The sequence below is a fragment of the Mesobacterium pallidum genome (assembly GCF_019966535.1).
In the GTDB taxonomy this organism is placed as follows: Bacteria; Pseudomonadota; Alphaproteobacteria; order Rhodobacterales; family Rhodobacteraceae; genus Mesobacterium; species Mesobacterium pallidum.
The window spans coordinates 75745-97465 of record NZ_JAIMID010000003.1; the positions used below are offsets into that span (position 1 = coordinate 75745).

At 67.1% G+C, this 21721-nt stretch carries 21 protein-coding genes; 15 read left to right on the forward strand and 6 right to left on the reverse strand.

The genetic code is table 11. The annotated features are described in order from the left end of the window. Nucleotides 1-46 precede the first annotated feature (46 nt). The 5 genes from MF270_RS05715 to pedF all read right to left on the reverse strand — a co-directional run bounded on the left by MF270_RS05715 (nt 47) and on the right by pedF (nt 5244). Nucleotides 47-2410 (reverse strand): xanthine dehydrogenase family protein molybdopterin-binding subunit, encoded by a 2364-nt coding sequence (locus MF270_RS05715; protein ID WP_238364908.1) that lies wholly within the window; start codon nt 2408-2410, stop codon nt 47-49. An 88-nt stretch (nt 2411-2498) separates the two neighbouring features. Further along, nucleotides 2499-2984, reverse strand: a complete 486-nt coding sequence (locus tag MF270_RS05720; protein WP_238364909.1) for a (2Fe-2S)-binding protein — start codon at nt 2982-2984, stop codon at nt 2499-2501. 33 nt (nt 2985-3017) lie between these two features. Further along, nucleotides 3018-3539: a CoxG family protein gene (locus MF270_RS05725; protein WP_238364910.1), complete on the reverse strand. Its 522-nt coding sequence runs from the start codon at nt 3537-3539 to the stop codon at nt 3018-3020. 105 nt (nt 3540-3644) lie between these two features. After that, nucleotides 3645-4553, reverse strand: a complete 909-nt coding sequence (locus MF270_RS05730) for a substrate-binding periplasmic protein (protein ID WP_238364911.1) — start codon at nt 4551-4553, stop codon at nt 3645-3647. Between the two features lies 1 nt (nt 4554). Beyond that, entirely contained in the window at nt 4555-5244 is a 690-nt protein-coding gene (pedF, locus tag MF270_RS05735; protein ID WP_238364912.1) for a cytochrome c-550 PedF, read from the reverse strand. A gap of 164 nt (nt 5245-5408) precedes the next feature. Between pedF and MF270_RS05740 the strand changes: the two genes are divergently transcribed. From MF270_RS05740 to MF270_RS05770, 7 genes are all read left to right on the forward strand, one after another. Continuing rightward, nucleotides 5409-6587, forward strand: coding sequence for an ABC transporter substrate-binding protein (locus MF270_RS05740; protein WP_238364913.1), 1179 nt, complete (start codon nt 5409-5411; stop codon nt 6585-6587). Nucleotides 6588-6590: 3 nt separating this feature from the next. Further along, complete coding sequence (locus MF270_RS05745) at nt 6591-7556, forward strand: YVTN family beta-propeller repeat protein (RefSeq protein WP_238364914.1); 966 nt, start codon at nt 6591-6593, stop codon at nt 7554-7556. Nucleotides 7557-7565: 9 nt separating this feature from the next. Further along, nucleotides 7566-8015: a hypothetical protein gene (locus MF270_RS05750; protein WP_238364915.1), complete on the forward strand. Its 450-nt coding sequence runs from the start codon at nt 7566-7568 to the stop codon at nt 8013-8015. Nucleotides 8016-8120: 105 nt separating this feature from the next. Further along, on the forward strand, nt 8121-8669 hold the full coding sequence (locus MF270_RS05755; RefSeq protein WP_238364916.1) for an SEL1-like repeat protein: 549 nt from the start codon (nt 8121-8123) through the stop codon (nt 8667-8669). A 229-nt stretch (nt 8670-8898) separates the two neighbouring features. After that, the gene (locus MF270_RS05760) at nt 8899-9330 is read left to right on the forward strand and encodes a c-type cytochrome (protein WP_238364917.1); all 432 of its coding nucleotides are present in this window, start codon (nt 8899-8901) and stop codon (nt 9328-9330) included. Between the two features lie 146 nt (nt 9331-9476). Continuing rightward, nucleotides 9477-11249, forward strand: a complete 1773-nt coding sequence (locus tag MF270_RS05765) for a PQQ-dependent methanol/ethanol family dehydrogenase (protein ID WP_238364918.1) — start codon at nt 9477-9479, stop codon at nt 11247-11249. A gap of 105 nt (nt 11250-11354) precedes the next feature. Continuing rightward, nucleotides 11355-11933: a DUF1353 domain-containing protein gene (locus tag MF270_RS05770; protein WP_238364919.1), complete on the forward strand. Its 579-nt coding sequence runs from the start codon at nt 11355-11357 to the stop codon at nt 11931-11933. A gap of 121 nt (nt 11934-12054) precedes the next feature. On the opposite strand, the gene MF270_RS05775 is transcribed toward MF270_RS05770, so the two are convergent. Further along, nucleotides 12055-12216: a hypothetical protein gene (locus MF270_RS05775; RefSeq protein ID WP_238364920.1), complete on the reverse strand. Its 162-nt coding sequence runs from the start codon at nt 12214-12216 to the stop codon at nt 12055-12057. An 89-nt stretch (nt 12217-12305) separates the two neighbouring features. Here MF270_RS05775 and MF270_RS05780 point away from each other — a divergent pair, with 89 nt between their 5' ends. The 8 genes from MF270_RS05780 to MF270_RS05815 all read left to right on the forward strand — a co-directional run bounded on the left by MF270_RS05780 (nt 12306) and on the right by MF270_RS05815 (nt 21567). Beyond that, on the forward strand, nt 12306-13232 hold the full coding sequence (locus tag MF270_RS05780; RefSeq protein WP_238364921.1) for a LysR family transcriptional regulator: 927 nt from the start codon (nt 12306-12308) through the stop codon (nt 13230-13232). A gap of 32 nt (nt 13233-13264) precedes the next feature. Beyond that, the gene (locus MF270_RS05785) at nt 13265-13936 is read left to right on the forward strand and encodes a response regulator transcription factor (protein ID WP_418887861.1); all 672 of its coding nucleotides are present in this window, start codon (nt 13265-13267) and stop codon (nt 13934-13936) included. Between the two features lie 44 nt (nt 13937-13980). Next, complete coding sequence (locus MF270_RS05790; RefSeq protein WP_238364922.1) at nt 13981-15162, forward strand: FIST N-terminal domain-containing protein; 1182 nt, start codon at nt 13981-13983, stop codon at nt 15160-15162. Then, nucleotides 15159-17366, forward strand: coding sequence for a hybrid sensor histidine kinase/response regulator (locus MF270_RS05795; protein WP_238364923.1), 2208 nt, complete (start codon nt 15159-15161; stop codon nt 17364-17366). Before MF270_RS05790 ends, MF270_RS05795 begins: the two co-directional genes overlap by 4 nt. 140 nt (nt 17367-17506) lie before the next feature. Beyond that, complete coding sequence (locus MF270_RS05800) at nt 17507-18931, forward strand: circularly permuted type 2 ATP-grasp protein (RefSeq protein ID WP_238364924.1); 1425 nt, start codon at nt 17507-17509, stop codon at nt 18929-18931. Next, the gene (locus MF270_RS05805) at nt 18931-19872 is read left to right on the forward strand and encodes an alpha-E domain-containing protein (protein ID WP_238364925.1); all 942 of its coding nucleotides are present in this window, start codon (nt 18931-18933) and stop codon (nt 19870-19872) included. Before MF270_RS05800 ends, MF270_RS05805 begins: the two co-directional genes overlap by 1 nt. Before the next feature lie 4 nt (nt 19873-19876). Next, complete coding sequence (locus tag MF270_RS05810) at nt 19877-20674, forward strand: transglutaminase family protein (protein ID WP_238364926.1); 798 nt, start codon at nt 19877-19879, stop codon at nt 20672-20674. 161 nt (nt 20675-20835) lie between these two features. Continuing rightward, nucleotides 20836-21567, forward strand: a complete 732-nt coding sequence (locus tag MF270_RS05815) for a proteasome-type protease (protein ID WP_418887862.1) — start codon at nt 20836-20838, stop codon at nt 21565-21567. Nucleotides 21568-21721 lie beyond the last annotated feature (154 nt).

Here is a 21721-nt window from a genome sequence, read left to right on the forward strand (position 1 = left end):
GAGAGACAATGGCGACGGGGCAGGCCCCCGGACATGATGTCTCCATTCAGCCGTTCATCGCTGCCCAGACGCGCGACGGCGACACGGGCATGTCGATGTGTTCCACCTTGTGACCGCCCGAGTGCAGCGCGTCGATCACCGCGTTGACCACCGCCGGCGGGGAGCCGATGGCGCCGGCCTCGCCGCAGCCCTTCACGCCCAGCGGGTTGTGGGTGCAGGGGGTCTGGCAGGAATGGTCGACCTTGTAGAACGGCACGTCCGAGGCGCGCGGCATCGCGTAATCCATGTAGGATGCGCTCAGCAGCTGGCCGTTCTCGTCGTAGGCGCAGTTTTCCAGCAGCGCCTGGCCGATGCCCTGGCCGATCCCGCCGTGCACCTGGCCATCGACGATCATCGGGTTGACGATGTTGCCGAAGTCATCGGTGGCGGCGAAGCTCTCGATGGTGACTTTGCCGGTCTCGGGGTCGACCTCGACCTCGCAGCAATAGGCCCCCGAGGGGTAGGTGAAGTTCGACGGGTCGTAGAACGCCGTCTCTTCCAGCCCCGGCTCGATGTCTTCCAGCGGGTAGTTGTGCGGCACGTAGGCGGCGAGGCAGACCTCGCCCCAGGCGACCGACTTGTCGGTGCCGGCGACGCTGAACGCGCCGTCCTTGAGCTCGATATCGCCTTCCGAGGCTTCCATCAGGTGGGCCGCGATCTTCTTGGCCTTGTTGATGATCTTCTCGGCCGCGCGCACCATGGCCGAGCCGCCCACCGCGAGCGAGCGCGAGCCGTAGGTGCCCATGCCCATCGGAGACCTGGCGGTGTCGCCATGGACGATCTCGACCTGGTCCTCGGGGATGCCGATCATCTCGGAGATGACCTGCGGGAACGAGGTCTCGTGCCCCTGCCCGTGGCTATGCGATCCGGTCATGACCACGACGCCGCCGGTGGCATTCACCCGCACGGTTGCGCTTTCATAAAGACCGGCACGGGCGCCCAGTTGCCCCACCAGGTTCGACGGCGCGATGCCGCAGGCCTCGATGTAGCAGTTGACGCCAAGGCCACGCAGCTTGCCCTTGGCTTCGGAGTCCTTCCGCCGCGCCTCGAAGCCGGCGAAATCGGCGATCTCGACCAGCTTGTCCATCGTTGCGTGGTAATCGCCCGTGTCGTATTCCACGGCCACCGGGGTGGCATAGGGGAACTCGGTGATGAAGTTCTGGCGGCGCAGCTCGACCGGGTCGACGCCCAGCTCGCGCGCCGCCTTGTCGATCACGCGCTCGAGTTGGAAGGTCGCCTCGGGGCGGCCGGCACCGCGGTAGGCGTCCACGGGAACGGTGTTGGTAAAGACCGCCTTCACGTTCACGTAGATCAGCGGCGTCTTGTAGTTGCCGGCCATCAGCGTGCCATGCAGCCAGGTCGGAACCGACGGCGCGAAGGTCGAAAGATACGCGCCCATGTTGGCGTAGGTCTCGGTCCGCAGCGCGGTGAAGTTGTTGTCCGCATCCAGCGCCAGTTGGATCTTGGTCACGTGGTCGCGTCCATGGGCGTCGGACATGAACGCCTCCGACCGGCTCGACGTCCACTTGACCGCGCGGTTCAGCTGCTTGGCGGCAAAGGTGCAGAAGGCTTCTTCGGCATAGTGGAAGATCTTGGTGCCGAAACCGCCACCCACGTCGGGGGCGACGACACGCAGCTTGTGCTCGGGGATGCCGAGCACGAAAGCGCCCATCAGCAGCCGGATCACATGCGGGTTCTGCGAGGTGGTGTAGAGGGTCGAGTCGCCGCTGGCGCGGTTGAAATCGCCCACCGCCACGCGCGGCTCCATCGGGTTGGCGACAAGGCGGTTGTTGCGCAGCTCGAGCGTGGTGACATGCGCGGCCTTGGAGAACGCCTCTTCGACGGCGCCCTTGTTCTCTTCGACAAAGCCCCAGTCATAGCAGAGGTTGGTGCCGATATCGTCATGGACGAGGGCCGAGCCCTCTTGCACGGCGGCCTTCATGTCGACGACGGCGGGCAGTTCCTCGATGTCGAGCTCGATCGCCTCGGCGGCGTCGCGCGCCTGGTCGAGGCTGTCGGCCACCACGGCGGCGATCGGGTCGCCCACGTGGCGCACCTTGCCCTGGGCCAGCACCGGGTGCGGCGGCTCCTTCATCGGCTCGCCATGCTTGTCGGTCACCTGCCAGCCGCAGGGCAGCCCGCCGATGCCTTCGAAATCGGCGCCGGTAAAGATGCGCACGACGCCCGGCATCGCCGCGGCGGCGGCGGTGTCGATGCTGTTGATCTTCCCATGCGCCACGTCCGAGCGCAGGAAGTAGACATAGGCCTGGCCGTGGATGTTGATGTCGTCGGTGTAATTGCCGGTACCGGTCAGAAACCGGATATCCTCGCGCCGCTTGTTGCTGGCGCCAATGCCATGATCTTTCGGCATGCTTGCTCCTCCCTGAAGGATGGTGGGGGTGGGCCCCACCCTACGAAATGTGGGTAGGGTGGGGTTTCACCCCACCATGCGTCTCAATTCACTCGGCCGCGATCGCGCCGACGTCCTGGCCGGATGCGGCCATGATCGCCTTGACGATGTTGTGGTAGCCGGTGCAGCGGCAGATGTTGCCCTCGAGATGGTGACGCACCTCGGCCTCGGTCGGCTTGGGGTTCACCTCGAGCAGCGACTTGGCCGCCATGACCATGCCGGGGGTGCAGAAGCCGCACTGCAGGCCGTGGTGTTCCTGGAACGCCGCCTGGATCGCCGACAGCGTGCCGTCCTGCGCCGCTTCGCCCTCGATGGTCGAGACCTCCGCGCCCTCGGCCTCGGCCGCGAACATGGTGCAGGATTTCACCTGCTTGCCGTCCACCTGCACGGTGCAGGCGCCGCACTGGCTGGTGTCGCAGCCCACGTGGGTGCCGGTCAGCCCCAGCTGGTCGCGCAGGAACTGCACCAGAAGCGTGCGGCCCTCCACCTCGCCGGACACGTCGCGCCCGTTCACCTTCATCGAAATCTTGGCCATGTGGCTCCTCCCTCTATCCCGAAATTCCTTGGCTCAGCCGCGCGCGAGACGCTTGAGCCAGCCTTTCTTTTCCGCCGCCACCTCGGCGACTTCCGGATCAGTCTCTCCTTCTTCGGGGCCTTCGACAACCCCTTGGAAGCGTTCAAAGAACTGATCCGCCATCTTCTTGGCAAAGCCGTCGATGATACGCGAGCCAAGCTGCGCCAGCTTGCCGCCCACCTTGGCCTGCACGTCGTATTCCAGCAGCGTGCCCTCGCCCTCTTCGGTCAGCGTGACGACCGCCCCGCCCGAGGCGAAGCCGGCCGCGCCACCCTTGCCTTCGCCCACGATCTTGAGGCTGGCGGGCGGGTTCGGATCCTCGATCGCGACCTTGCCCTTGAAGGTCGCCTTGACCGGGCCGACCTTCTGCACGACGACCGCTTCGAAGCCGTCATCGGCATTGCCGGTCATTTCCTGGCAGCCGGGCACGCAGGCCTTCAGCACGTCGGGGTCGAGCATGGCCGCATAGACCACCTCACGGGGGGCTGCGATAGAACGGGAACCCTTAAGCTCCATTGGACGCTCCTTGACTTTCATGGGCACGCTACGCCGGGACGGCGCGGCGCGGATATAAGACCAATGGACAGGGCCATCCGGCCCGGTCCGCGAATCGTGGTCCGGTCAGTAATCGGTGACCGGCAGCCAGGTCAGGCCGTAGCCCGCGTAGATCTTGGCGATGCGCCCGTCCGCGCTGGCGGCGCGAATGGCATCATCGACCATGTAACCAAGCGCACGGTAGCGGAAATTCACCGCGACCCCCAACTCCCATTTTCCGCGGGCAAGGCCGGCGAGCGGCGGCACGTGGTAGGCGGTGCCTTCGCCCAGGCCCCATTCGACCTGCGCACGCGGGCCCATGGCCGCCATGGTCTCGCCCGCCGACAGGGCCTTCATCGCCGCGTCCATGGACGGATAGCGCAGGACCTTGTCGCGCGTCTGCCCGCCGGCAAAGGACGACAGGTAGAAATCGGCCAGCGAGTCGTTCTCGACCGCGACGGTATCGAACCGGAAATAGGCCGGGATTGGCTTGTCGTCGGGATAGGCCTCTTCGCGGTAGGCGATCACCATGTCCTCGGACGCGTAGCGGCCCGTGAACACCGCCTGTTCGACCCGGCAGGCAAAGGCCGAATCATAGGGCACGCGCATCATCACGTTGGACACCGGGCCGCCCAGCACGTCGCCTTTCCAGATGTTGTTGCGCAGGTCCGCCTCGAGCGTTTCGCCCGCGGCGACGAACCGGAACTGCGGCTCGACGCCGATATCCTCGGCGATCAGTTGCGCGATCTCGATGTCGACGCCGCGCGGCTGGCCGGCCTCTTCCCAGGAATAGGGCGGGAAGTCCTCGTAGACCGCGAAAGTCATGAAGCCGCGGTCCAGGATCTGGTCGATGTCCTGCCCGACGATGTCGCGTCCGGCATTCTGCGGCTTGGCTTGCGGGACGAAGTCCGCGCAGGGGTCGGCGGCCCGGACGGGGGCTGCGCCCGCGCCCAGCGCCGCCGCCAGCAGCGTACCAAGGAGCCTGCGGCGCCGCATGTCAGTGCGCCGCGGACAGGCCGATGGTCAGCGTCTCGGCCGCCTTGTGATAGCCCTCGGGCGAGCCGTCGATGATCCTGGCGGCGCGGCTTGCCACGCTGTCGGCCATGGGCGCGCCCGACAGGGTCTCGATGCCGCTCGCGATCTCGCTCAGGCGGGCCTTCAGCGCATCCGCATCGGCGCCCGTGGCGTCCGTGGCATAGCCGGCCAACTGGTCGCGCAGCGCCTTCAGCTCGGGGCTCACCTCTTCCATCATGTCGCTGTCGGGCCGCGTCTCGATATAGGTGCGGATGGCCCAGGCGGCCTCCTGGCCCAGCAGTTCGCCGAAGGCGGGCATCTTGGTGATGCCGTTCTGCGTGTAGCCATCGCGGAACCGCTCGACATACCATTCGTCGCCGAATTCCTCGGCCTCTAGGAACCGCAGGTCTGGCGCCAGCCCGCCCGAGACGACCTCGAGCCCGTGGCAGCGGGCGCAGTTCTGGTTGTAGCCCGAGGCGCCGATTTCGACCGCCGTCTGCCAGACCTCTTCGCCCGCCGCCTCGGCGCGGTAGGGATTTTCCGTCAGCCATTCCTCGGCCAGTTCGGGCAGGCCGGTGGTATCAACCGCCTGCGGGGCCACGTCGCCATGGGCCAATGCCTGCCCTGCAAGGGCAAGGGCCGCCAGTGCAAGGCCGTGCTTGATCGCGCTCATAGGTTTCTCCTCCCGGTCCTACCGTTTCTGTTCGCTGATCCATGGTGTACCCGCGACTTCGCACCGGCCGGTATTGGACTTTGGTTCAGGCACCATCGTCTTGCGACCAAGGTCTAGGATGCGTGACTTCCGCGCGTTCCTACCTTGGACGGAGGGAGGATTTCATGAAACGCGCATCACGCCTGCTGGGCGCCATCGCCCTTGGATTGTCCGCGGCCCAGCCGCTGCGGGCCGAGGTCGCCGTGACCCTGCATTTCCTCAAGATCGACGTGCCGGCGCCGCCGACGCTGACCTCGCTCGACGTGGTGCCCGAGGGGCTGGGCCTGGACGGGGCCGCGCTGGCGGTGGCGGACAATACGACGACGGGGCGCTTTCTTGGCCAGACCTACAGGCTCGAACAGTCCGAGGTCGACGTGGACGGCGATGTCACCGGCGCCGCCCGGGCCGCGCTGGCGCAGACACCCTACCTGGTCATCGACGGCCCGGCCGAGGCGCTGCTGGCCATCGCCGATCTGCCCGAGGCGCAGGGTGCCATCCTCTTCAACGCCTCGGCGCCCGATGCCGCCCTGCGGTCGGGCGACTGCCGGGCGAACCTGCTGCACACCGCGCCCTCGGACGCGATGCGGACCGATGCCATCGCGCAGTACCTCGTGGTGCGCAAATGGACCGACGCGGTGATGATCGTCGGGCCGCACCCCGCCGACAAGGCTTTCGCCGCGGCCATGGAACGCTCGCTCGCCAAGTTCGGCGCGCGGCTGCGCGAGACCAAGACCTGGGGCGAGAGCGGCGCCGACATGCGCCGCAACGCCGCCGAGGAGGTGCCGCTATTCACCGCCGATTTCCCCGGACATGACGTGGTGATCGTCGCTGACGAACTGCACGATTTCGGCCGCTTCATCCCCTACAACACGCAAGAACCGCGCCCCGTCGTCGGCTCCGAAGGGCTGCGGGCCGAGGCATGGGCGCCGGTGGTCGAGCAATGGGGCGCCGCGCAGCTGCAATCGCGGTTCCAGGATCACGCCGGCCGCCCGATGGAGCCGGGCGATTACGCCGCCTGGGCCGCCGTCCGCGCGGTGGGCGAAGCGGTGACGCGCACCGGCACGGGCGATTCGGACAGCGTCTATGCCTACATGACGGGCCCGGAGTTCGAACTGGCCGGCTTCAAGGGCCGCCCGCTGTCCTTCCGCCCCTGGAACGGCCAGCTGCGCCAGACCATTCCGCTGGTCCATGACCGCGCGCTGGCCGCCAGCGCCCCGTTCGAAGGGTTCCTGCACCCGGTCACCGAACTTGACACGCTGGGGCTCGACCGCCCCGAAAGCGCCTGCACCGCCTTCGAGGAGTAACCGATGAAGCACCTCTCAGCCCTGGCCCTTGCGGCCGCGCTGGCCGGCCCGCTGGCCGCCGACGAGATCTGGGTCACCAACGAACGCGACGACACGATCAGCGTGATCGACATAGAGACGCTCGAGGTGGTGCGCACGATCCAGGTCGGCGAGCGCCCGCGCGGCATCACCTTCAGCCACGATTACAAGGTGGTCTACATCTGCGCCTCGGACAGCGACGCGGTGCAGGTGATGGACCCGGCCTCGGGCGAGATCCTGCATGACCTGCCCTCGGGCGAGGACCCCGAGCAATTCGTGCTGCACCCGGACAACCGGCATCTCTACATCGCCAACGAAGACGACGCGATCACCACCGTGGTCGATACCGAAACGCGCCGCGTCATCGCCCAGATCGACGTCGGGATCGAACCCGAGGGGATGGCCGTGTCGCCCGATGGCACCATCGCGATCACCACGTCTGAAACCACCAACATGGCGCATTGGATCGACACCGCGACGCAGAAGCTGTTCGCCAACACGCTGGTCGATTCGCGCCCGCGCCACGCCGAGTTCACCGAGGACGGGACCGAGTTGTGGGTCAGTTCGGAAATCGGCGGCACGGTCACGGTGTTTGACGTGGCGACGCAGACGGAAAAGGCCAAGATCGCCTTTGAGATCGACGGCATGCATCCCGACCGCATCCAGCCCGTGGGCTTCGAGTTCGCGGCCGGAGAGAACCACGCCTTTGTCGCGCTGGGGCCGTCGAACCACCTGGCCGTCGTCAACATGAAGACCTACGAGGTCGAGGATTACATCCTCGTCGGCCGACGTGTCTGGCACATGGCCTTCAACGCCGACAAGTCGCTGCTGTTCACCACCAACGGGATCTCGGGCGACGTCACGGTCGTCGATGTCGCCAAGCGGCGCGGGATCAAGACCATCGAGGTCGGCCGCTTCCCCTGGGGCGCCGCCTTCCGCCCGACCAACTGAGAGGACGTCATGAAACCGATTGCCCTGATCACCGCCCTGGCGCTCGCCGCCACTCCGCTGCTGGCCGACGACCATGACGACGACAGCCCCCGCTTCGGCCTCGCCGGCGTGCTGTCTTCGGGCAACAAGCAAGACCTGCCGCCGATCATCCTGTCGGCCGGGATGCCCCTGTCGGACGCGCCCTGGGTGCTGCAATCGGGCACCTATTACGAGGTCGAGATTCAGGGCGACGGCAGCCAGGAACTGGCGTTGGTCGGCCCCGAGTTCTTCCGCGCCATCTGGATCGACGAGATCGTCGTCGAGGGGCTGGAAATCCGCCCCCTCGGCCTCGACTCGGTCGAGTTCGACGAGGCCGGCGAGATGGAGATCGGCTTTGTCGCGATCAAGCCGGGCCAGTACTATATGAAGGTTCCCGGAAGCACCGGGGAAACGCAACGCATTGAAATCACGATCAAGTAGCGGAGTGGGTCAGCCGTCCTGACCCGGATCGCGACCACGCAACTGGTGATCTTTCAACCGCCGCGTGCTATATTCGAACATTGAGGACACCCGAGGAGACACCCCATGCGCCTGACCCTGATCGCCGCTCTCATCGCCGCCGGCCCCGCCTTCGCGGTCGATACCCGAACGGTCGAGGACGAGGGCGGCACGCTCAACCCACAGGACAGCGGCTTTGGCCGCGTCATGTCGAACATCGACCAGGGCGTCACCGACATGACCACCTGCGCGACGGGCTACTACATCACCAAGGCCGGGCGCCACGACGCCGCGCGCAAGCTGTTCGAAGCCTGCGCCGCCGCCGGCTATCCCGGCGCAATGACCTGGATGAGCCAGCTCGACAACAACGGCCTCGGCGGAGAGTACGACCCCGACGCGGCCGCCGCCTGGGACCGGCGCGCGGCGGAAACCGGCGACCCGGTGGGCCAGTTCAACTACGGGCTCGACCTGATGCGCGGCCATGGCGTGGCGCGCGACGAGGACGCAGGCCGCCGTCTTGTCGACGCCGCCGCCGACCAGGGCCTGCCCATCGCGCGGCGCCTGCAACGGGCGGGCTACGACCTTGACGAGGTGACGCCCGACGCCGACGACTGGAAATACGCGCCGCTGTTCTAGGCGGCCCCGGTTCCCCCGGGGGCTTGCCCCCGAGCGGTCGCCCCTCCCCTCCCCGGGTGCGACCAGCCCCGCCTCGGCTTGCCCGGGGCGGGGTTTTTCATGTCTGTCGCACGGCAGGGTCGTACGACCAAAGGACCAGCGCCGCAGCGCCGCCGGGTTGACCTGCATCAACCGGCCCCGCCTGCGGCGGGCGTAGCGTTCTGCTGCGCAATCCAAAGGAGGACCCGCCATGCTTCGCCCAATCGCCACCGCCGCGTTTTGCCTCGCCGCCCTGCCTGCCCTGTCGCAGGAAAGCTATTCCGAAGGCGCCTTCGAAAAGATCAAGATCACCGCCGGCGAGACGCTGTTCGACGCCGAATGCCGTCGCTGCCACGCGGTGGACGCCAGCGACGCCTCTTACGGCCCGCCGCTCGAGAACGTCCTGGGGCGCGGCGCAGGCACCTATCCGGACTACGATTACTCGATCGCGCTCTCGGCCTCGGGAATCGTCTGGACCCCCGCCGCCCTGCGCGCCTGGATCGAGGACAACGACGGCTTCATGCCCGGCACCAGGATGCGCCACGTCGGGATCACCGACCGCACCGTGCAGGACTTCATCCTCGCCTACCTCGCCCACATCTCGCCCCGCGACGGCAGCGAAGTGACTGAAAAGCGGGAGTAAACCCGGCCCCGCCCCACCACCGCCCAAAGGTCGTACGACCATTGCACAATACCCCCCGGGCCCGGCCGCGGCGAATACTGCTGCCGAGGCCGGTCCCTGCGAGGGGCATGTTCCGGCCCCGGGAACAACGCATAGGGAGGAGACCGATGAACCGGTTCATCATGGCCGTCGCGGCAGGCATTCTGGCGGCAGGGTCCGCGCAGATCGCGCAGGCGGAAATCACCGAAGCAGAGCTGGCCGGCGACCAGGCGTCCACCGGCGACGTGCTGACCAACGGCATGGGCCGCCACTTGCAGCGCTACTCGCCGCTCGACACGCTCAACAAGGACAACGTCAGCAACCTCGTTCCGGCCTGGGCCTTCAGCCTTGGCGGCGAAAAGCAGCGTGGCCAGGAAACCCAGCCGATCGTGCACGACGGTATCATGTACATCACCGGCTCGTATTCGCGCCTGTATGCGATCGACGTGATGACGGGCGAAGAGATCTGGCAATACGACGCCCGCCTGCCTGAAGGCATCCTGCCCTGCTGTGATGTGATCAACCGCGGCGCGGCGATCCACGGCGACAAGATCATCTTCGGCACGCTCGACGCCCGCCTCGTGGCGCTGAACGCCAAGACCGGCGACGTGGTCTGGCGTGACAAGATTGCCGATTACAAGGCCGGCTATTCCTACACCGCCGCCCCGTTGATCGTGAATGACCTGGTCGTGACCGGCAACTCGGGCGGTGAATTCGGCATCGTGGGCGAAGTGCAGGCCCGCAACGTCGAGACCGGCGAACTGGTCTGGACCCGCCCGGTGATCGAAGGCCACATGGGCACGCTCAACGGTCAGGAATCCACCATGACCGGCACGCTGAACGCGACCTGGCCGGGCGACATGTGGAAGACCGGTGGCGGCGCCACCTGGCTGGGCGGCTCGTATGACGAACGCACCGACACGCTGATCTTCGGCGCGGGCAACCCGGCGCCCTGGAACTCGTGGCTGCGCAATGCCGGCGACAAGAACGACGGCACGGGCGACAACCTTTATGCCGCCAGCCGCATCGGCATCGACCCCGCGACCGGCGACATCAAGTGGCACTTCCAGACCACCCCGCGCGAGGGCTGGGACTATGACGGCGTGAACGAAGTCGTCGCCTTCGACGGACCGGGCGGCGAACAGCTGCTGGCCACCGCCGACCGGAACGGGTTCTTCTACGTGCTGAACGCCGCCGACGGCGGGTTCGAGGCCGCCTATCCCTTCGTCAAGGACATCACCTGGGCCGAGGGCATCGACGAGAACGGCCGCCCGATCTTCAACGAGGCCAACCGTCCGGGCAACCCGGCCGACGCGGCCGATGGCAAGAAGGGCGAGGTTGTCTTCTCTTCCCCGTCGTTCCTGGGCGGCAAGAACTGGATGCCGATGGCGTTCAGCCAGAAGACCGGCCTGTTCTACGTGCCCTCGAACGAATGGGGCATGGACATCTGGAACGAGCCGATCACCTACAAGAAGGGCGCGGCCTACCTCGGCTCGGGCTTCACGATCAAGCCGAACTACGAGGACCACATCGGCTCGCTCAAGGCGATCGACCCCATGACCGGCGAATGGAAGTGGGAAGCCAAGAACGACGCACCGCTCTGGGGCGGCGTGATGACCACGGCCGGGGGCCTGGTGTTCTACGGCACGCCCGAGGGCAAGTTCCTCGCGCTTGACGACGAGACCGGCGAAGAGCTGTGGTCCTTCCAGACCGGCTCGGGCATCGTCGGCCAGCCCGTCACCTGGGACATGGACGGCGAGCAATACGTCTCGGTCGTCTCGGGCTGGGGCGGCGCGGTTCCGCTCTGGGGCGGCGAAGTGGCCAAGAAGGTCAACTACCTGAACCAGGGTGGCATGGTCTGGACGTTCAAGCTGCCCAAGCAACTGGCCTCGGCCAACTGATCTGCTGCGACACGTGACAAGGGGGCGCCTCGGCAACGGGGCGCCCTTTTCGTTGCAATGCCGCCCGATACGCACAACCATGGGGTCGTGATTGCCGGAGGTCCCATGCGGCGGATCACCCTCGCCCTGACCTTGATGCGCGCCAGCTACGGCGGCATGTACCGCGACGCGCAGGACGCGGGCCGGTTCACCGGCAGCGTCTTCGTGCACTGGCTTGGCCCCGGCAGCGACACCAGCGGCGGCGGCAGCTTTCTGTTCGTGCCCGACCCCGAAAACCCGCTGACCTTCACCCGCAACCATGCAGACGGCACGGTCGGCACCCTGCGCCCCGAGATGATCTATACCGACGGCGGCTCGATCCCGCGGCTGTTCCAGCCGCTCAAGGGGCTCGGGCCCTGGGGCTATGCGCCGGCCTACGTGGTGCATGACTGGCTCTTCGTTGCCAGCCGTTGCAACCGCGACGGCGCCGCCTCGCCCGAAGAGGCGCGGCTTGCCGCCATGCCCTTTACCGAGAGCGCCGAGGTGATGGCCGAGATGATCAAGGCCCTGATCGCGCAACGCATGGGGGGCCCGGATGACGTCGCCCCGGCGCAGGTCACCTGGGCGGTGTCGAGCCCGATCAGCCGGGCGCTCTGGGAACAGGACGACGCCTGCGAGGCTGGCCGCGTGCAGGAAAGACACTAGCGGCAGGCCAAGTCCGCCGTCCCGGCCCTCAAGCCCCCGTTCGGCATGCGCCGCGCCCCTCCCGGCGCCAAGTTCACCGCCCCGCCCGCGCGGGTGCTCACGACGATTTCCTTCTGATCGGTCACTCGGCCGGGGCGCGGCATGGCTTGGCTGCCGGGCGGCGGGCCACCAGGCCCGACAAACGGCGCCACGCGCGCCGCCAGCGGCCCGCGCCCGTGCCCAGCGCGTAGAACTCCTCTTCGGTCAACGGATCGGTCGTCCCTTTTCCAAGCACCGGAATCATGGTTCGCACTCCTGTTCATTTCCTTTCCGGAAAGCTATCCTGCGAAAGTCCGCATTTCTGCGGCCAAGAACGGAGTGAACTTTCCAAGTATGAAAGACCTCAGCTGGGACGACCTCAATCTCTTCTTCCACGTGGCCGAGGCCGGGGGCCTGTCGGGTGCGGCTCGGCGCACCGGGGTCAGCGCGCCGACTCTGGGCCGCCGCATGCTGGCGCTGGAACAACAAACCGGCCGCAGCCTCTTTGTCCGGTCCCAGACCGGCTATGACCTGACCCCCACCGGCGCCGCCCTGCTGGACCGGGTGCGCGCCATGCAGGCCGCCGCCCGCCCCGCGCTCGACCTGCTGTCCGAGACGTCCGAGAGGCCCCTGCTGCGCCTTACGGCCGGCACCGCCACGGCCATGTTCCTTGCCGACCGGATCGCGATGCTCTGCGGGCCGGACGATCCGTACCGGCTGACGCTGGTGACCACCGAGGCCGTTCTGGACATCGCTCACCGTGAGGTCGACCTGGGCATCCGCAACCGCCCGCCCGAAGGCGGCAACCTCGCCTCGCGCCCGCTTGGGATGCTGCGCTTTGCCCCCTATCGCGCCATGAGTGTGCCGCGCCCCGAGCTGCTGGACTGGGTCGCGCTGGACCCCGCCCATGCGCGCCATCCCGCCGCGCTCTGGGTGCATGACCAAGGGCACCGGATCGGCACCATGGCGACCTCGGTCGGCACCGTGCACCAACTGGTGCGCGCGGGCGCGGGGATCGGGGTGATGCCCTGCATGACCGGCGATACCGACCCGGCGCTGGCCCGCGCCGGACCGATCATCGAAGCGCTCACGGAAACGCAGCACCTGGTCATGCATGATGACGACCGCCACCGCCCGCCCCTGCGCCGCCTGATCGACCGCATCCTGCGGCTATACGACGAAAATGCCGACCTGCTGGCCGGGCTGCGGCCGCTGCGAGGCGCGGGGCCGCGCGCCGCCTCCGACCAATTGCCTAGTGACCCGGGAGCCGGGTCCGCATAGCCTGAACTCCCGAACCAAATCCGGTGACCGACATGCTGATGAACAAGGACTGGGCCCTCGTGATCGACGATCACCCGCTGTTCTGCGACGCGCTCGAGCTGACGCTGCGCTCGGTCGCGCCGGATTGCGACGTGGTCACCGCCGACACGCTCGAGGCCGCGCTGGAGGTGCTGTCAGGTCGCCCCGCGCCCGGCGTCATCGCGCTGGACCTGAACCTGCCCGATGTCACCGGGCTGGACGGTCTGATGCGGCTGAAACGCGCCGCACAGGACACGCCGGTGATCGTCGTCAGCTCGATGGCCGATGCGCGGATCATCTCGGGCGCGCTCAAGGCCGGCGCCTCAGGCTACGTGCCGAAACATTCGCCGCGCTCGGTCTTCAAGGCGGCGCTGGACACCATCGCGCGCGGCGAGACCTTCGTGCCGGACAATTTCCTCGACGCCAGCGGCGAGGCCGAGCATGCCGATGCCGTGGCGCGGCTGGCCACGTTGACCGCGCAGCAGGGGCGCATCCTGGAACTGATCTGCGACGGCAAGCTGAACAAGCAGATCGCCTTCGAGCTGACGATCGCCGAGACCACGGTCAAGGCGCATGTCACCGCCATCATGCGCAAACTCGGTGTGCAAAGCCGGACCCAGGCCGTACTGGTCGCGCAAGAGGCGCGGTTCGCCGCCATCTTGCCAGAGATCGAGCAATCGCCGTAACCTGACCTCCGGGACTGGTTCTCGAAGCAGGGGAGGCTTCGGGCATGGAAATGAAGAGCGGCGGATTGACGTCGCGCGCCGCCGGAGGAGCGGCGCACGCCCTCGTCACGCTTCAGGTGCCTTCGGATCATCCCGATCCGGTGGCCCAGATGCGCGTCGCCTTCGGCGAAGACGATCCCGAGCAGATCTTCCTGTTCATGTCGCCCTCGGGCGATCTGGGCGCGCTTGGCGCTGCCTGCCGCACCCATTTCCCGAATTCCGACATCACCGGCTGCACCACGGCCGGAGAGATCGGGCCCGCCGGATATCTCGACGATCACCTTGTGGCAATCGCCCTGCCCCGACGCCATTTCCGCACCCGCACCGTGCTGATCGAGAACCTCGACGCGCTCGACTCGCAATCGCTGATCGACCGGCTGGTCCAGGAGCGTATCACGCTGACACGCGAGAACCCCGAGCGGCCCAACGGCTTTGCCTTCCTGCTGGTCGACGGCATGTCGCTGCGCGAAGACATGCTGGCCGGCACCATCGCCCCGGCGCTTGGCACCTTCCCGGTCTTCGGCGGCTCGGCCGGGGACGGGATGCGGTTCCAGGAAACGCGGGTGCTGCATGACGGGCTGCTTTACGACAATGCCGCCGTGCTGACCTTTGCCGTGACCGATTGCGGCACGCGGGTCTTCAGCCTCGACCACCTGGTGCCGACCGGCACGCGCATGGTGGTGACCGATGCCGACCCCGACCGCCGCGTGGTCAAGGAAATCAACGCCGAGCCCGCCGCGCAGGAATATGCCCGCATCATCGGCAAGACGGCGGGCGATCTCGACGAGTTCACCTTTGCCGCCCACCCGGTCGTGGTGCGCCTTGGTGACACGCATCACGTGCGGTCGATCCAGCGCGTCGGCGACGACGGAGAGCTGCATTTCTTTTCCGCCATCGACGAGGGCATGGTGCTGACGGTCGCCAATGCGCAGGACCTGTCCGTGCATCTCGAGGCCGAGCTGGCGCGCCTGTCCGAGACCGAGCGCCCGGCCGACATCCTTGGCTGCGACTGCCTTCTGCGCAAGATCGAGGCCGAGCAGAGCCAGATCAAGCAGGCGGTGTCGGACGTGCTGCAACGCAACAGGGTGGTCGGCTTTTCCACCTATGGCGAACAGATCGGCCCGATGCATGTGAACCACACCATGACCGGCGTCGCCTTCTACCTGCCCGAGCGCGCGCTGCGATGAGCCTGATCGACCCCACCGACAGCCTCGAGCGGCAGAACGAAAAGCTGGTGCGCATCGCCGAAAGCCTGATGCGGCGGGTCGAGCAGAGCCCGAACAATTCCGGCCTGGCCTATGCGCAGTTCGAACGGGCCGCCCTGCTCGAGGCGCAGGTGCGCCAGCGGACCAACGATCTCGAACGCACGCTGGACCTGCTGCATTCCTCGAACGCCCGGCTTGCCCAGGCCAATGCCGAGGCGGAGGCCGCGCGCAAGAACCTGGCCGAGGCGATCGAGGCGGTGGACGAAGGGTTCGCCCTCTTCGACGTGGACGACCGGCTGGTCATGCACAACACCCGCTTCTGCAAGGAGCTGGCGGACATCAAGCCGATCCTGCGGCCGGGGCTGAGTTTCGAGGATTACGTGCAAGCGGTCAGCGGGTCGCGTTTCCTGTCGCTGCCGGGCGGGGACACGCCGGGCAGCTGGGCCGACCGCCGCATGGCGCGGCACAAGGACCGGCACGTCGTCTTCAACGTCGCGCTGATCTGGGACCGCTGGTTGCAGGTGAGCGAGCATCGCTCGGCCTCGGGCGGCACGGCGATCCTGCAGACGGATGTCACCAAGATCCTGCGGCTCGAGCGGCGCGAACGCGACCGGCTGGTCGACCGGCAGGCACGGATGGTGCGGGCGACGCTCGACCACCTGAACCAGGGCGTCTGCATCTTCGACAAGGACCAGCGCCTCGTCGGCTGGAACATGCAGATGGAGGCGCTGCTGCAACTGCCCGCCGAGGGCAGCGTGCTGGGCCTGCCGTTCTCGGACCTGCTCGACCGGCTAGACGACACGCTGCGATTCACCGGCCAGGTGGGCCGCGACGACATCGAGGCCTGGGCGCGGCTGGCCAATGGCCGCCGGCCGCTGAACTTCGAGATCCAGCGCCTCGAGGACCAGATCTTCGCCGTCTTCGCCCAGGAGATGCCGGACCGCGGCTTCGTCATCTCCTTCACCGACGTGACCGTCGAACGCGAGGCGGCCCGCGCGCTGCGCGACCTCAACGAGACGCTCGAGCGGCGGGTGGAGGAGCGCACGCTGGAGCTGGGCGAGGCGCTGGCCGAGGCGCAGCGCGCCAATGCCTCCAAGAACCGCTTTGTCGCCGCCGCCAGCCATGACCTCTTGCAGCCGCTCTCGGCCGCCAAGCTGTTCATGGCCTCGCTCGAGGAACGCTGCGAGGGCGAGGCGGGCGAGACCGCGACCAAGGCAATCTCGGCGCTGGCCAGCGTCGAGGGGATCATCGAGGCGCTGCTCGACATCTCCAAGCTCGACAGCGGGCAGGCGAGCCTGAACATCCAGCCCGTCCACCTGGGTGCGCTGGTCAGCTCTCTGCGGACGGAAATGATGCCGCTGGCGCGCGGCAAGGGGCTCGAGCTGCGCATCGTGCCCTCGTCCCTGCTGATCGAGAGCGATCCGATCTACCTGCGCCGGGTGATCCAGAACCTTGTCACCAACGCGATCCGCCACACCAACGGCCGCAAGATCGTGCTGGGCGTGCGCCGCACCGGGGGCGCCGCGCGGGTCGAGGTCTGGGACGAGGGCCCCGGCATCGCGCCCGAAGACCAGCAGGTGATCTTCCAGGAATTCCGCCAGCTGCAGCCGGGCCGCTCGGGCGCCAACGGGCTGGGGCTGGGCCTCGCCATCGTGGAACGCGCCTGCCAGACCCTGGGCCACCGCCTTGGCCTTTGGTCCGAGCCCGGGCGTGGCAGCTGTTTTTCCGTCTCGGCCACCTGCATCGGCCAGGGCGTGGCCACGGATGCGCGCCGCCCCGAGGGCCGCAAGATGCCGCTGGCCGAGGGCCTCGTCGTCTTCCTGGTCGAGAACGACCCGGACGTGGCGCGCGGCATCACCCTGACCATCGAGGGCTGGGGCAGCCACGTCATCCACACTGAATCCGGCGAAGAAGCGCTGTCCCTGATGGAAGAGCTGGGCATCCTGCCCGACGGCTTCCTGATCGACAACCAGCTGGGCGCGGGCAACATGCCGGGCACCGAATTGCTGGGCCACCTGCGCGCGCGTTACGGCGACATCAACGCCCGCATCATCTCGGCCGATCGCACCCAGGCGCTGATGGCCGAATGCGACCTGCTGGGCGTTCCGTTCATCGCCAAGCCGCTGGACCGGGCGCGCCTGGTCGAGTTCATGGAGTCCGCCCGTCAGGACTTTGCCGGCGCCTGAGCGCTGCGACCGGACTGGACTGCGTGGCCGGGCGTGCTAGCCTAGAAGGATGCTCAAAGTTTCACATCGGCAACGGGAAAAAACGGCGGCTTGCGTATGTTCCCTGTTGCCGAGACGACGCCAAGGTATAGGGTCAATTCATGGAAAATGATCGCGTATTTGATGAGATGTGGGGCCGCGACGACAGCCTGCGGTCTCCCTATGCCAACTTTCACCAATGGTTCGACGATGAGGACCCGGCCCGATTGCGCGCGAAGCAGCGCGAGGCCGAAGAGGTGTTCCGCCTGACGGGCATCACCTTCAACGTCTACGGCCGCGCCGAGGCCGAGGAACGGCTGATCCCCTTCGACATCATCCCCCGCATCATCTCGGGCGCCGAGTGGCAGAAGCTGTCGCGCGGGATCGAGCAGCGGGTGATCGCCATCAACGCCTTCCTGCACGACATCTACCACCGGCAGGAGATCCTGAAGGCCGGCCGCGTCCCGCGCGAGATGATCGCGCGCAACGAGGCGTTCCTGCCGCAGATGATGGGGTTCGACCCGCCGGGCGGGATCTACACGCATATCACCGGCATCGACCTGGTGCGGACGGATGCGGGCCAGTTCTACGTGCTCGAGGACAATGCGCGCACGCCCTCGGGCGTCAGCTACATGCTCGAGAACCGCGAGACCATGCTGCGCATGTTCCCTGAGCTCTTTTCGTCGAACCGGGTGCGGCCGGTGTCGACCTACCCGCGCAACCTGCGCCGCAGCCTTGCGGCCTGCGCCCCCGCCGGGGCCGGGCCCAAGCCGACGGTCGCGGTGATGACGCCGGGCATCTTCAACTCGGCCTATTTCGAACACAGCTTCCTGGCCGACCAGATGGGCGTCGAGCTGGTCGAGGGCAACGACCTGCGCGTCATGGACGGCCGGGTGATGATGCGCACGACGCGCGGCTACAAGCCGATCGACGTGATCTACCGCCGCATCGACGACGACTTCCTCGATCCGCTGAACTTCAACCCCGACAGCGCGCTTGGCGTGCCGGGTCTGATGGGCGTCTACCGCGCGGGCAACGTGACCATCGCCAATGCGCCGGGCACGGGGATTTCCGACGACAAGGCGATCTACAGCTACATGCCCGAGATCGTCGAGTTCTACACCGGCGAGAAGGCGCTGCTCGAGAACGTGCCGACCTGGCGCTGCAACGAGCCCGACTCGCTGGCCTACGTGCTCGACAACCTCAAGGACCTCGTGGTCAAGGAGGTGCACGGATCGGGCGGCTACGGCATGCTGATCGGGCCGACCGCGACCAAGAAGGAGATCGCCGAGTTCCGCAAGAAGCTGATGGCGCGGCCGGGCAATTACATCGCCCAGCCCACGCTGTCGCTGTCGACGGTGCCGATCTTTACCAAGGCGGGGCTGGCGCCGCGCCACGTCGACCTGCGGCCTTTCGTGCTGATGAGCCCGGACGGGATCGAGATCACGCCCGGCGGACTGACCCGCGTGGCACTCAAGAAGGGCTCGCTGGTCGTGAACTCGTCGCAGGGCGGCGGGACCAAGGACACCTGGGTACTGGAGGACTGATGCTCGGCAAAACGGCAAACGGCCTCTACTGGATGTATCGCTACCTGGAGCGGGCCGAGAACACGTCGCGACTGATCGAGACCGGACAGCGGATTTCGCTGACCCGTTCGGGCAGCGGCGACGACGAATGGACGTCGGTGCTGCAGACCGCCGGCGCGCTGGAGAGCTATCGCGAAACCCACGACGCGGTGACCCGCGACGGGGCGATCGACTGGCTGCTGCGCGCGCTCGACAACCCCTCGTCGGTGCGCGCCAGCGTCAACGCGGCGCGGCAGAACGGGCGGCTGGTGCGCACGGCCCTGACCTCCGAGGTCTGGGAGGCGCTGAACGCGGCCTACATGGACACGAAAGAGGCGCTGGCCCGCAAGGTGGGCGAGCGCGAGCTGCCGGCGGTGCTGGGCCGCATCCGGCAAAGCACCGGGCTGGTGCGCGGGGCGACCCATGGCACCATGCTGCGCAACGACATCTTCGATTTCGCGCGCATCGGCACCTTCCTCGAACGGGGCGACAGCACGGCGCGGATCCTCGACGTCAAGTACTACGTGCTGCTGCCGTCGGTGAACGCGGTCGGGTCGAACATCGACAACGTGCAATGGGAAACCATCCTGCGCTCGGTCTCGGGCCGCGGCGGGTACAAGAAGGCCTATGGCGACCAGATCGTGCCGCGCGACATCGCGCAGTACCTGATCCTTGACCGGCGGATGCCGCGCAGCCTTTATTTCTGCGCCTCCAAGATCAAGGGCAACCTGTCCTACCTGGCGTCGGACTACGGCGAGAAGGGCGAATCCCAGGCCTGCATCGACAAGCTGGTGCGCCAGTTCATGTCGCACGACATCGAGGCGATCTTCGATTTCGGGCTGCACGAATACATCCAAAGCATCCTTGGTTCCTTCGGGGAACTGGGGATGGCCATCGAACGCGATTACCGGTTCTACGAGTGAGATCATGCGACTGAAGATCAATCACCTGACCCACTACCGGTTCGAACAGCCCGTGCATTACGGGATGCAGCAGATCCGGGTGACCCCGAAACCGATGGCCTCGCAGCGGGTGCTGTCCTGGTCGCTTGCGCTCGAGGGCGGCAAGCGAGAGCTCACCTTCGACGATTACCACCGCAACACGGTGGACCTGATCAGCATCGACCGCGACGCGACCGAGGTGTCGATCCGCAGCACGGGCGAGGTCGAACTGACCGAGACCCATGGCGTGGTCGGCGCCCATGTGGGCCCCGCACCGCTGTGGCTGTTCGAACGCGCGACGCCCCGCACCAAGGCGGGCAGCGGCTGCAAGGCCCTCGTCCGCAAGGTCGAAGGCGAGAGCCAGCTGGAACGCCTGCACGCGCTGATGGCGCTGATCCACGAAGAGGTCACATACGAGAAGGGCCAGACCGACAGCGGCGCCACGGCCGAGGAATCCGTCGCGGCGGGGCATGGTGTCTGCCAGGACCACGCCCATATCTTCTGCGCCTGCGCGCGCGAGATGGGCTTTCCGGCCCGCTACGTGTCGGGCTACCTGCTGATGGAGGACAGCCCGCATCAGGAGGCCACCCATGCCTGGGCCGAGGCGCATGTGACCGGGCTGGGCTGGGTCGGGTTCGACGTGTCGAACAAGCAAAGCCCCGACGTGCGCTACGTGCGCATCGCCACCGGCCTCGACTACAACGAGGCCGCGCCTGTCACCGGCACCCGCTACGGCGGCGAGGCCGAGGAGTTGACTGTCGCGCTTGAAGTCGCGCAACAGTAACCGCACCGCCGAGGAAGATTTTTCGCCCGAAAAATCTTCACCTGCGCCGTGCCGGCGATATGTCGCGCGGGATTGCAAGAATTTTCATCCGAAAATTCTTGCAATGGCTGGCGAACAGGAGAAAGACACCTGCTGGAGCTGTTGCCAAGGGAGTCGGGCCCGTGACCTATTGTGTGGGGATGATGCTGGATGCGGGCCTCGTGTTCATGTCGGACACGCGGACCAATGCCGGTCTCGACAACATCTCGACCTTTCGCAAGATGCAGACCTGGGAAGCGCCGGGCGACTGCACCATCGCGATGATGACCGCGGGCAACCTGGCCACCACCCAGGCCGTGGTCAGCCTGCTGAACGAACGCACCAAGGCGCCCGAGGACCGCACGCCGTCGATCCTGGGCGTGCCGTCGATGTTCCAGGCCGCGCGCATGGTCGCTGACACGCTGCGCGAGGTGATCGCGCGGCACGACGCCTCGGGCCAGGAGGCGTCGAGCGCCTTCAACGCGACGATCCTGCTGGGCGGCCAGGTCGCTGGAAGCGCGCCGCGGCTGTTCCTGATCTACCCCGAGGGCAATTTCATCGAGGCCAGCCGCGACACGCCCTTCTTCCAGATCGGCGAGACCAAGTACGGCCGCCCGATCCTCGTGCGCGCCTATGACCCGGCCATGTCCTTTGAAGAGGCGATCAAGCTGCTGCTCGTCAGCTTTGATTCGACGGTCAAGGCGAACCTGTCGGTCGGCGCGCCCTTCGATCTGCAGGTCTACGAGGCGGACAGTTTCAAGCTGGGCTACAGCCGGCGGATCGAGGCGGACAACGCGTATTTCCGCACCATCTCGGACGGCTGGGGCGAGGCGCTGAAGCAGGCGCTGGACAGCCTGCCCGATTACGAGATGTGAGATGGAAGCGGCGCCCGCGGGCGCCGTTTTCATTCTTGGTGGGGCGGCCAGGGCCGCCCGTTTGGGGGGCGCTGCCCCCCCGGTGCCCTTGGCACCGCCCCCCGAGGTATTTTCAAAACGATGAAGGCAGGGGGTGGCCCTGCCTGGCGTGCGT

What these genes read in the sequence shown, in the direction of transcription:
- MF270_RS05715 (WP_238364908.1), bottom strand. Translation starts at nt 2,410, where the DNA reads ATGCCGAAAGATCATGGCATTGGCGCCAGCAACAAGCGGCGCGAGGAT.
- MF270_RS05720 (WP_238364909.1), bottom strand. Translation starts at nt 2,984, where the DNA reads ATGGCCAAGATTTCGATGAAGGTGAACGGGCGCGACGTGTCCGGCGAG.
- MF270_RS05725 (WP_238364910.1), bottom strand. Translation starts at nt 3,539, where the DNA reads ATGGAGCTTAAGGGTTCCCGTTCTATCGCAGCCCCCCGTGAGGTGGTC.
- MF270_RS05730 (WP_238364911.1), bottom strand. Translation starts at nt 4,553, where the DNA reads ATGCGGCGCCGCAGGCTCCTTGGTACGCTGCTGGCGGCGGCGCTGGGC.
- pedF (WP_238364912.1), bottom strand. Translation starts at nt 5,244, where the DNA reads ATGAGCGCGATCAAGCACGGCCTTGCACTGGCGGCCCTTGCCCTTGCA.
- MF270_RS05740 (WP_238364913.1), top strand. Translation starts at nt 5,409, where the DNA reads ATGAAACGCGCATCACGCCTGCTGGGCGCCATCGCCCTTGGATTGTCC.
- MF270_RS05745 (WP_238364914.1), top strand. Translation starts at nt 6,591, where the DNA reads ATGAAGCACCTCTCAGCCCTGGCCCTTGCGGCCGCGCTGGCCGGCCCG.
- MF270_RS05750 (WP_238364915.1), top strand. Translation starts at nt 7,566, where the DNA reads ATGAAACCGATTGCCCTGATCACCGCCCTGGCGCTCGCCGCCACTCCG.
- MF270_RS05755 (WP_238364916.1), top strand. Translation starts at nt 8,121, where the DNA reads ATGCGCCTGACCCTGATCGCCGCTCTCATCGCCGCCGGCCCCGCCTTC.
- MF270_RS05760 (WP_238364917.1), top strand. Translation starts at nt 8,899, where the DNA reads ATGCTTCGCCCAATCGCCACCGCCGCGTTTTGCCTCGCCGCCCTGCCT.
- MF270_RS05765 (WP_238364918.1), top strand. Translation starts at nt 9,477, where the DNA reads ATGAACCGGTTCATCATGGCCGTCGCGGCAGGCATTCTGGCGGCAGGG.
- MF270_RS05770 (WP_238364919.1), top strand. Translation starts at nt 11,355, where the DNA reads ATGCGGCGGATCACCCTCGCCCTGACCTTGATGCGCGCCAGCTACGGC.
- MF270_RS05775 (WP_238364920.1), bottom strand. Translation starts at nt 12,216, where the DNA reads ATGATTCCGGTGCTTGGAAAAGGGACGACCGATCCGTTGACCGAAGAG.
- MF270_RS05780 (WP_238364921.1), top strand. Translation starts at nt 12,306, where the DNA reads ATGAAAGACCTCAGCTGGGACGACCTCAATCTCTTCTTCCACGTGGCC.
- MF270_RS05785 (WP_418887861.1), top strand. Translation starts at nt 13,265, where the DNA reads ATGCTGATGAACAAGGACTGGGCCCTCGTGATCGACGATCACCCGCTG.
- MF270_RS05790 (WP_238364922.1), top strand. Translation starts at nt 13,981, where the DNA reads ATGGAAATGAAGAGCGGCGGATTGACGTCGCGCGCCGCCGGAGGAGCG.
- MF270_RS05795 (WP_238364923.1), top strand. Translation starts at nt 15,159, where the DNA reads ATGAGCCTGATCGACCCCACCGACAGCCTCGAGCGGCAGAACGAAAAG.
- MF270_RS05800 (WP_238364924.1), top strand. Translation starts at nt 17,507, where the DNA reads ATGGAAAATGATCGCGTATTTGATGAGATGTGGGGCCGCGACGACAGC.
- MF270_RS05805 (WP_238364925.1), top strand. Translation starts at nt 18,931, where the DNA reads ATGCTCGGCAAAACGGCAAACGGCCTCTACTGGATGTATCGCTACCTG.
- MF270_RS05810 (WP_238364926.1), top strand. Translation starts at nt 19,877, where the DNA reads ATGCGACTGAAGATCAATCACCTGACCCACTACCGGTTCGAACAGCCC.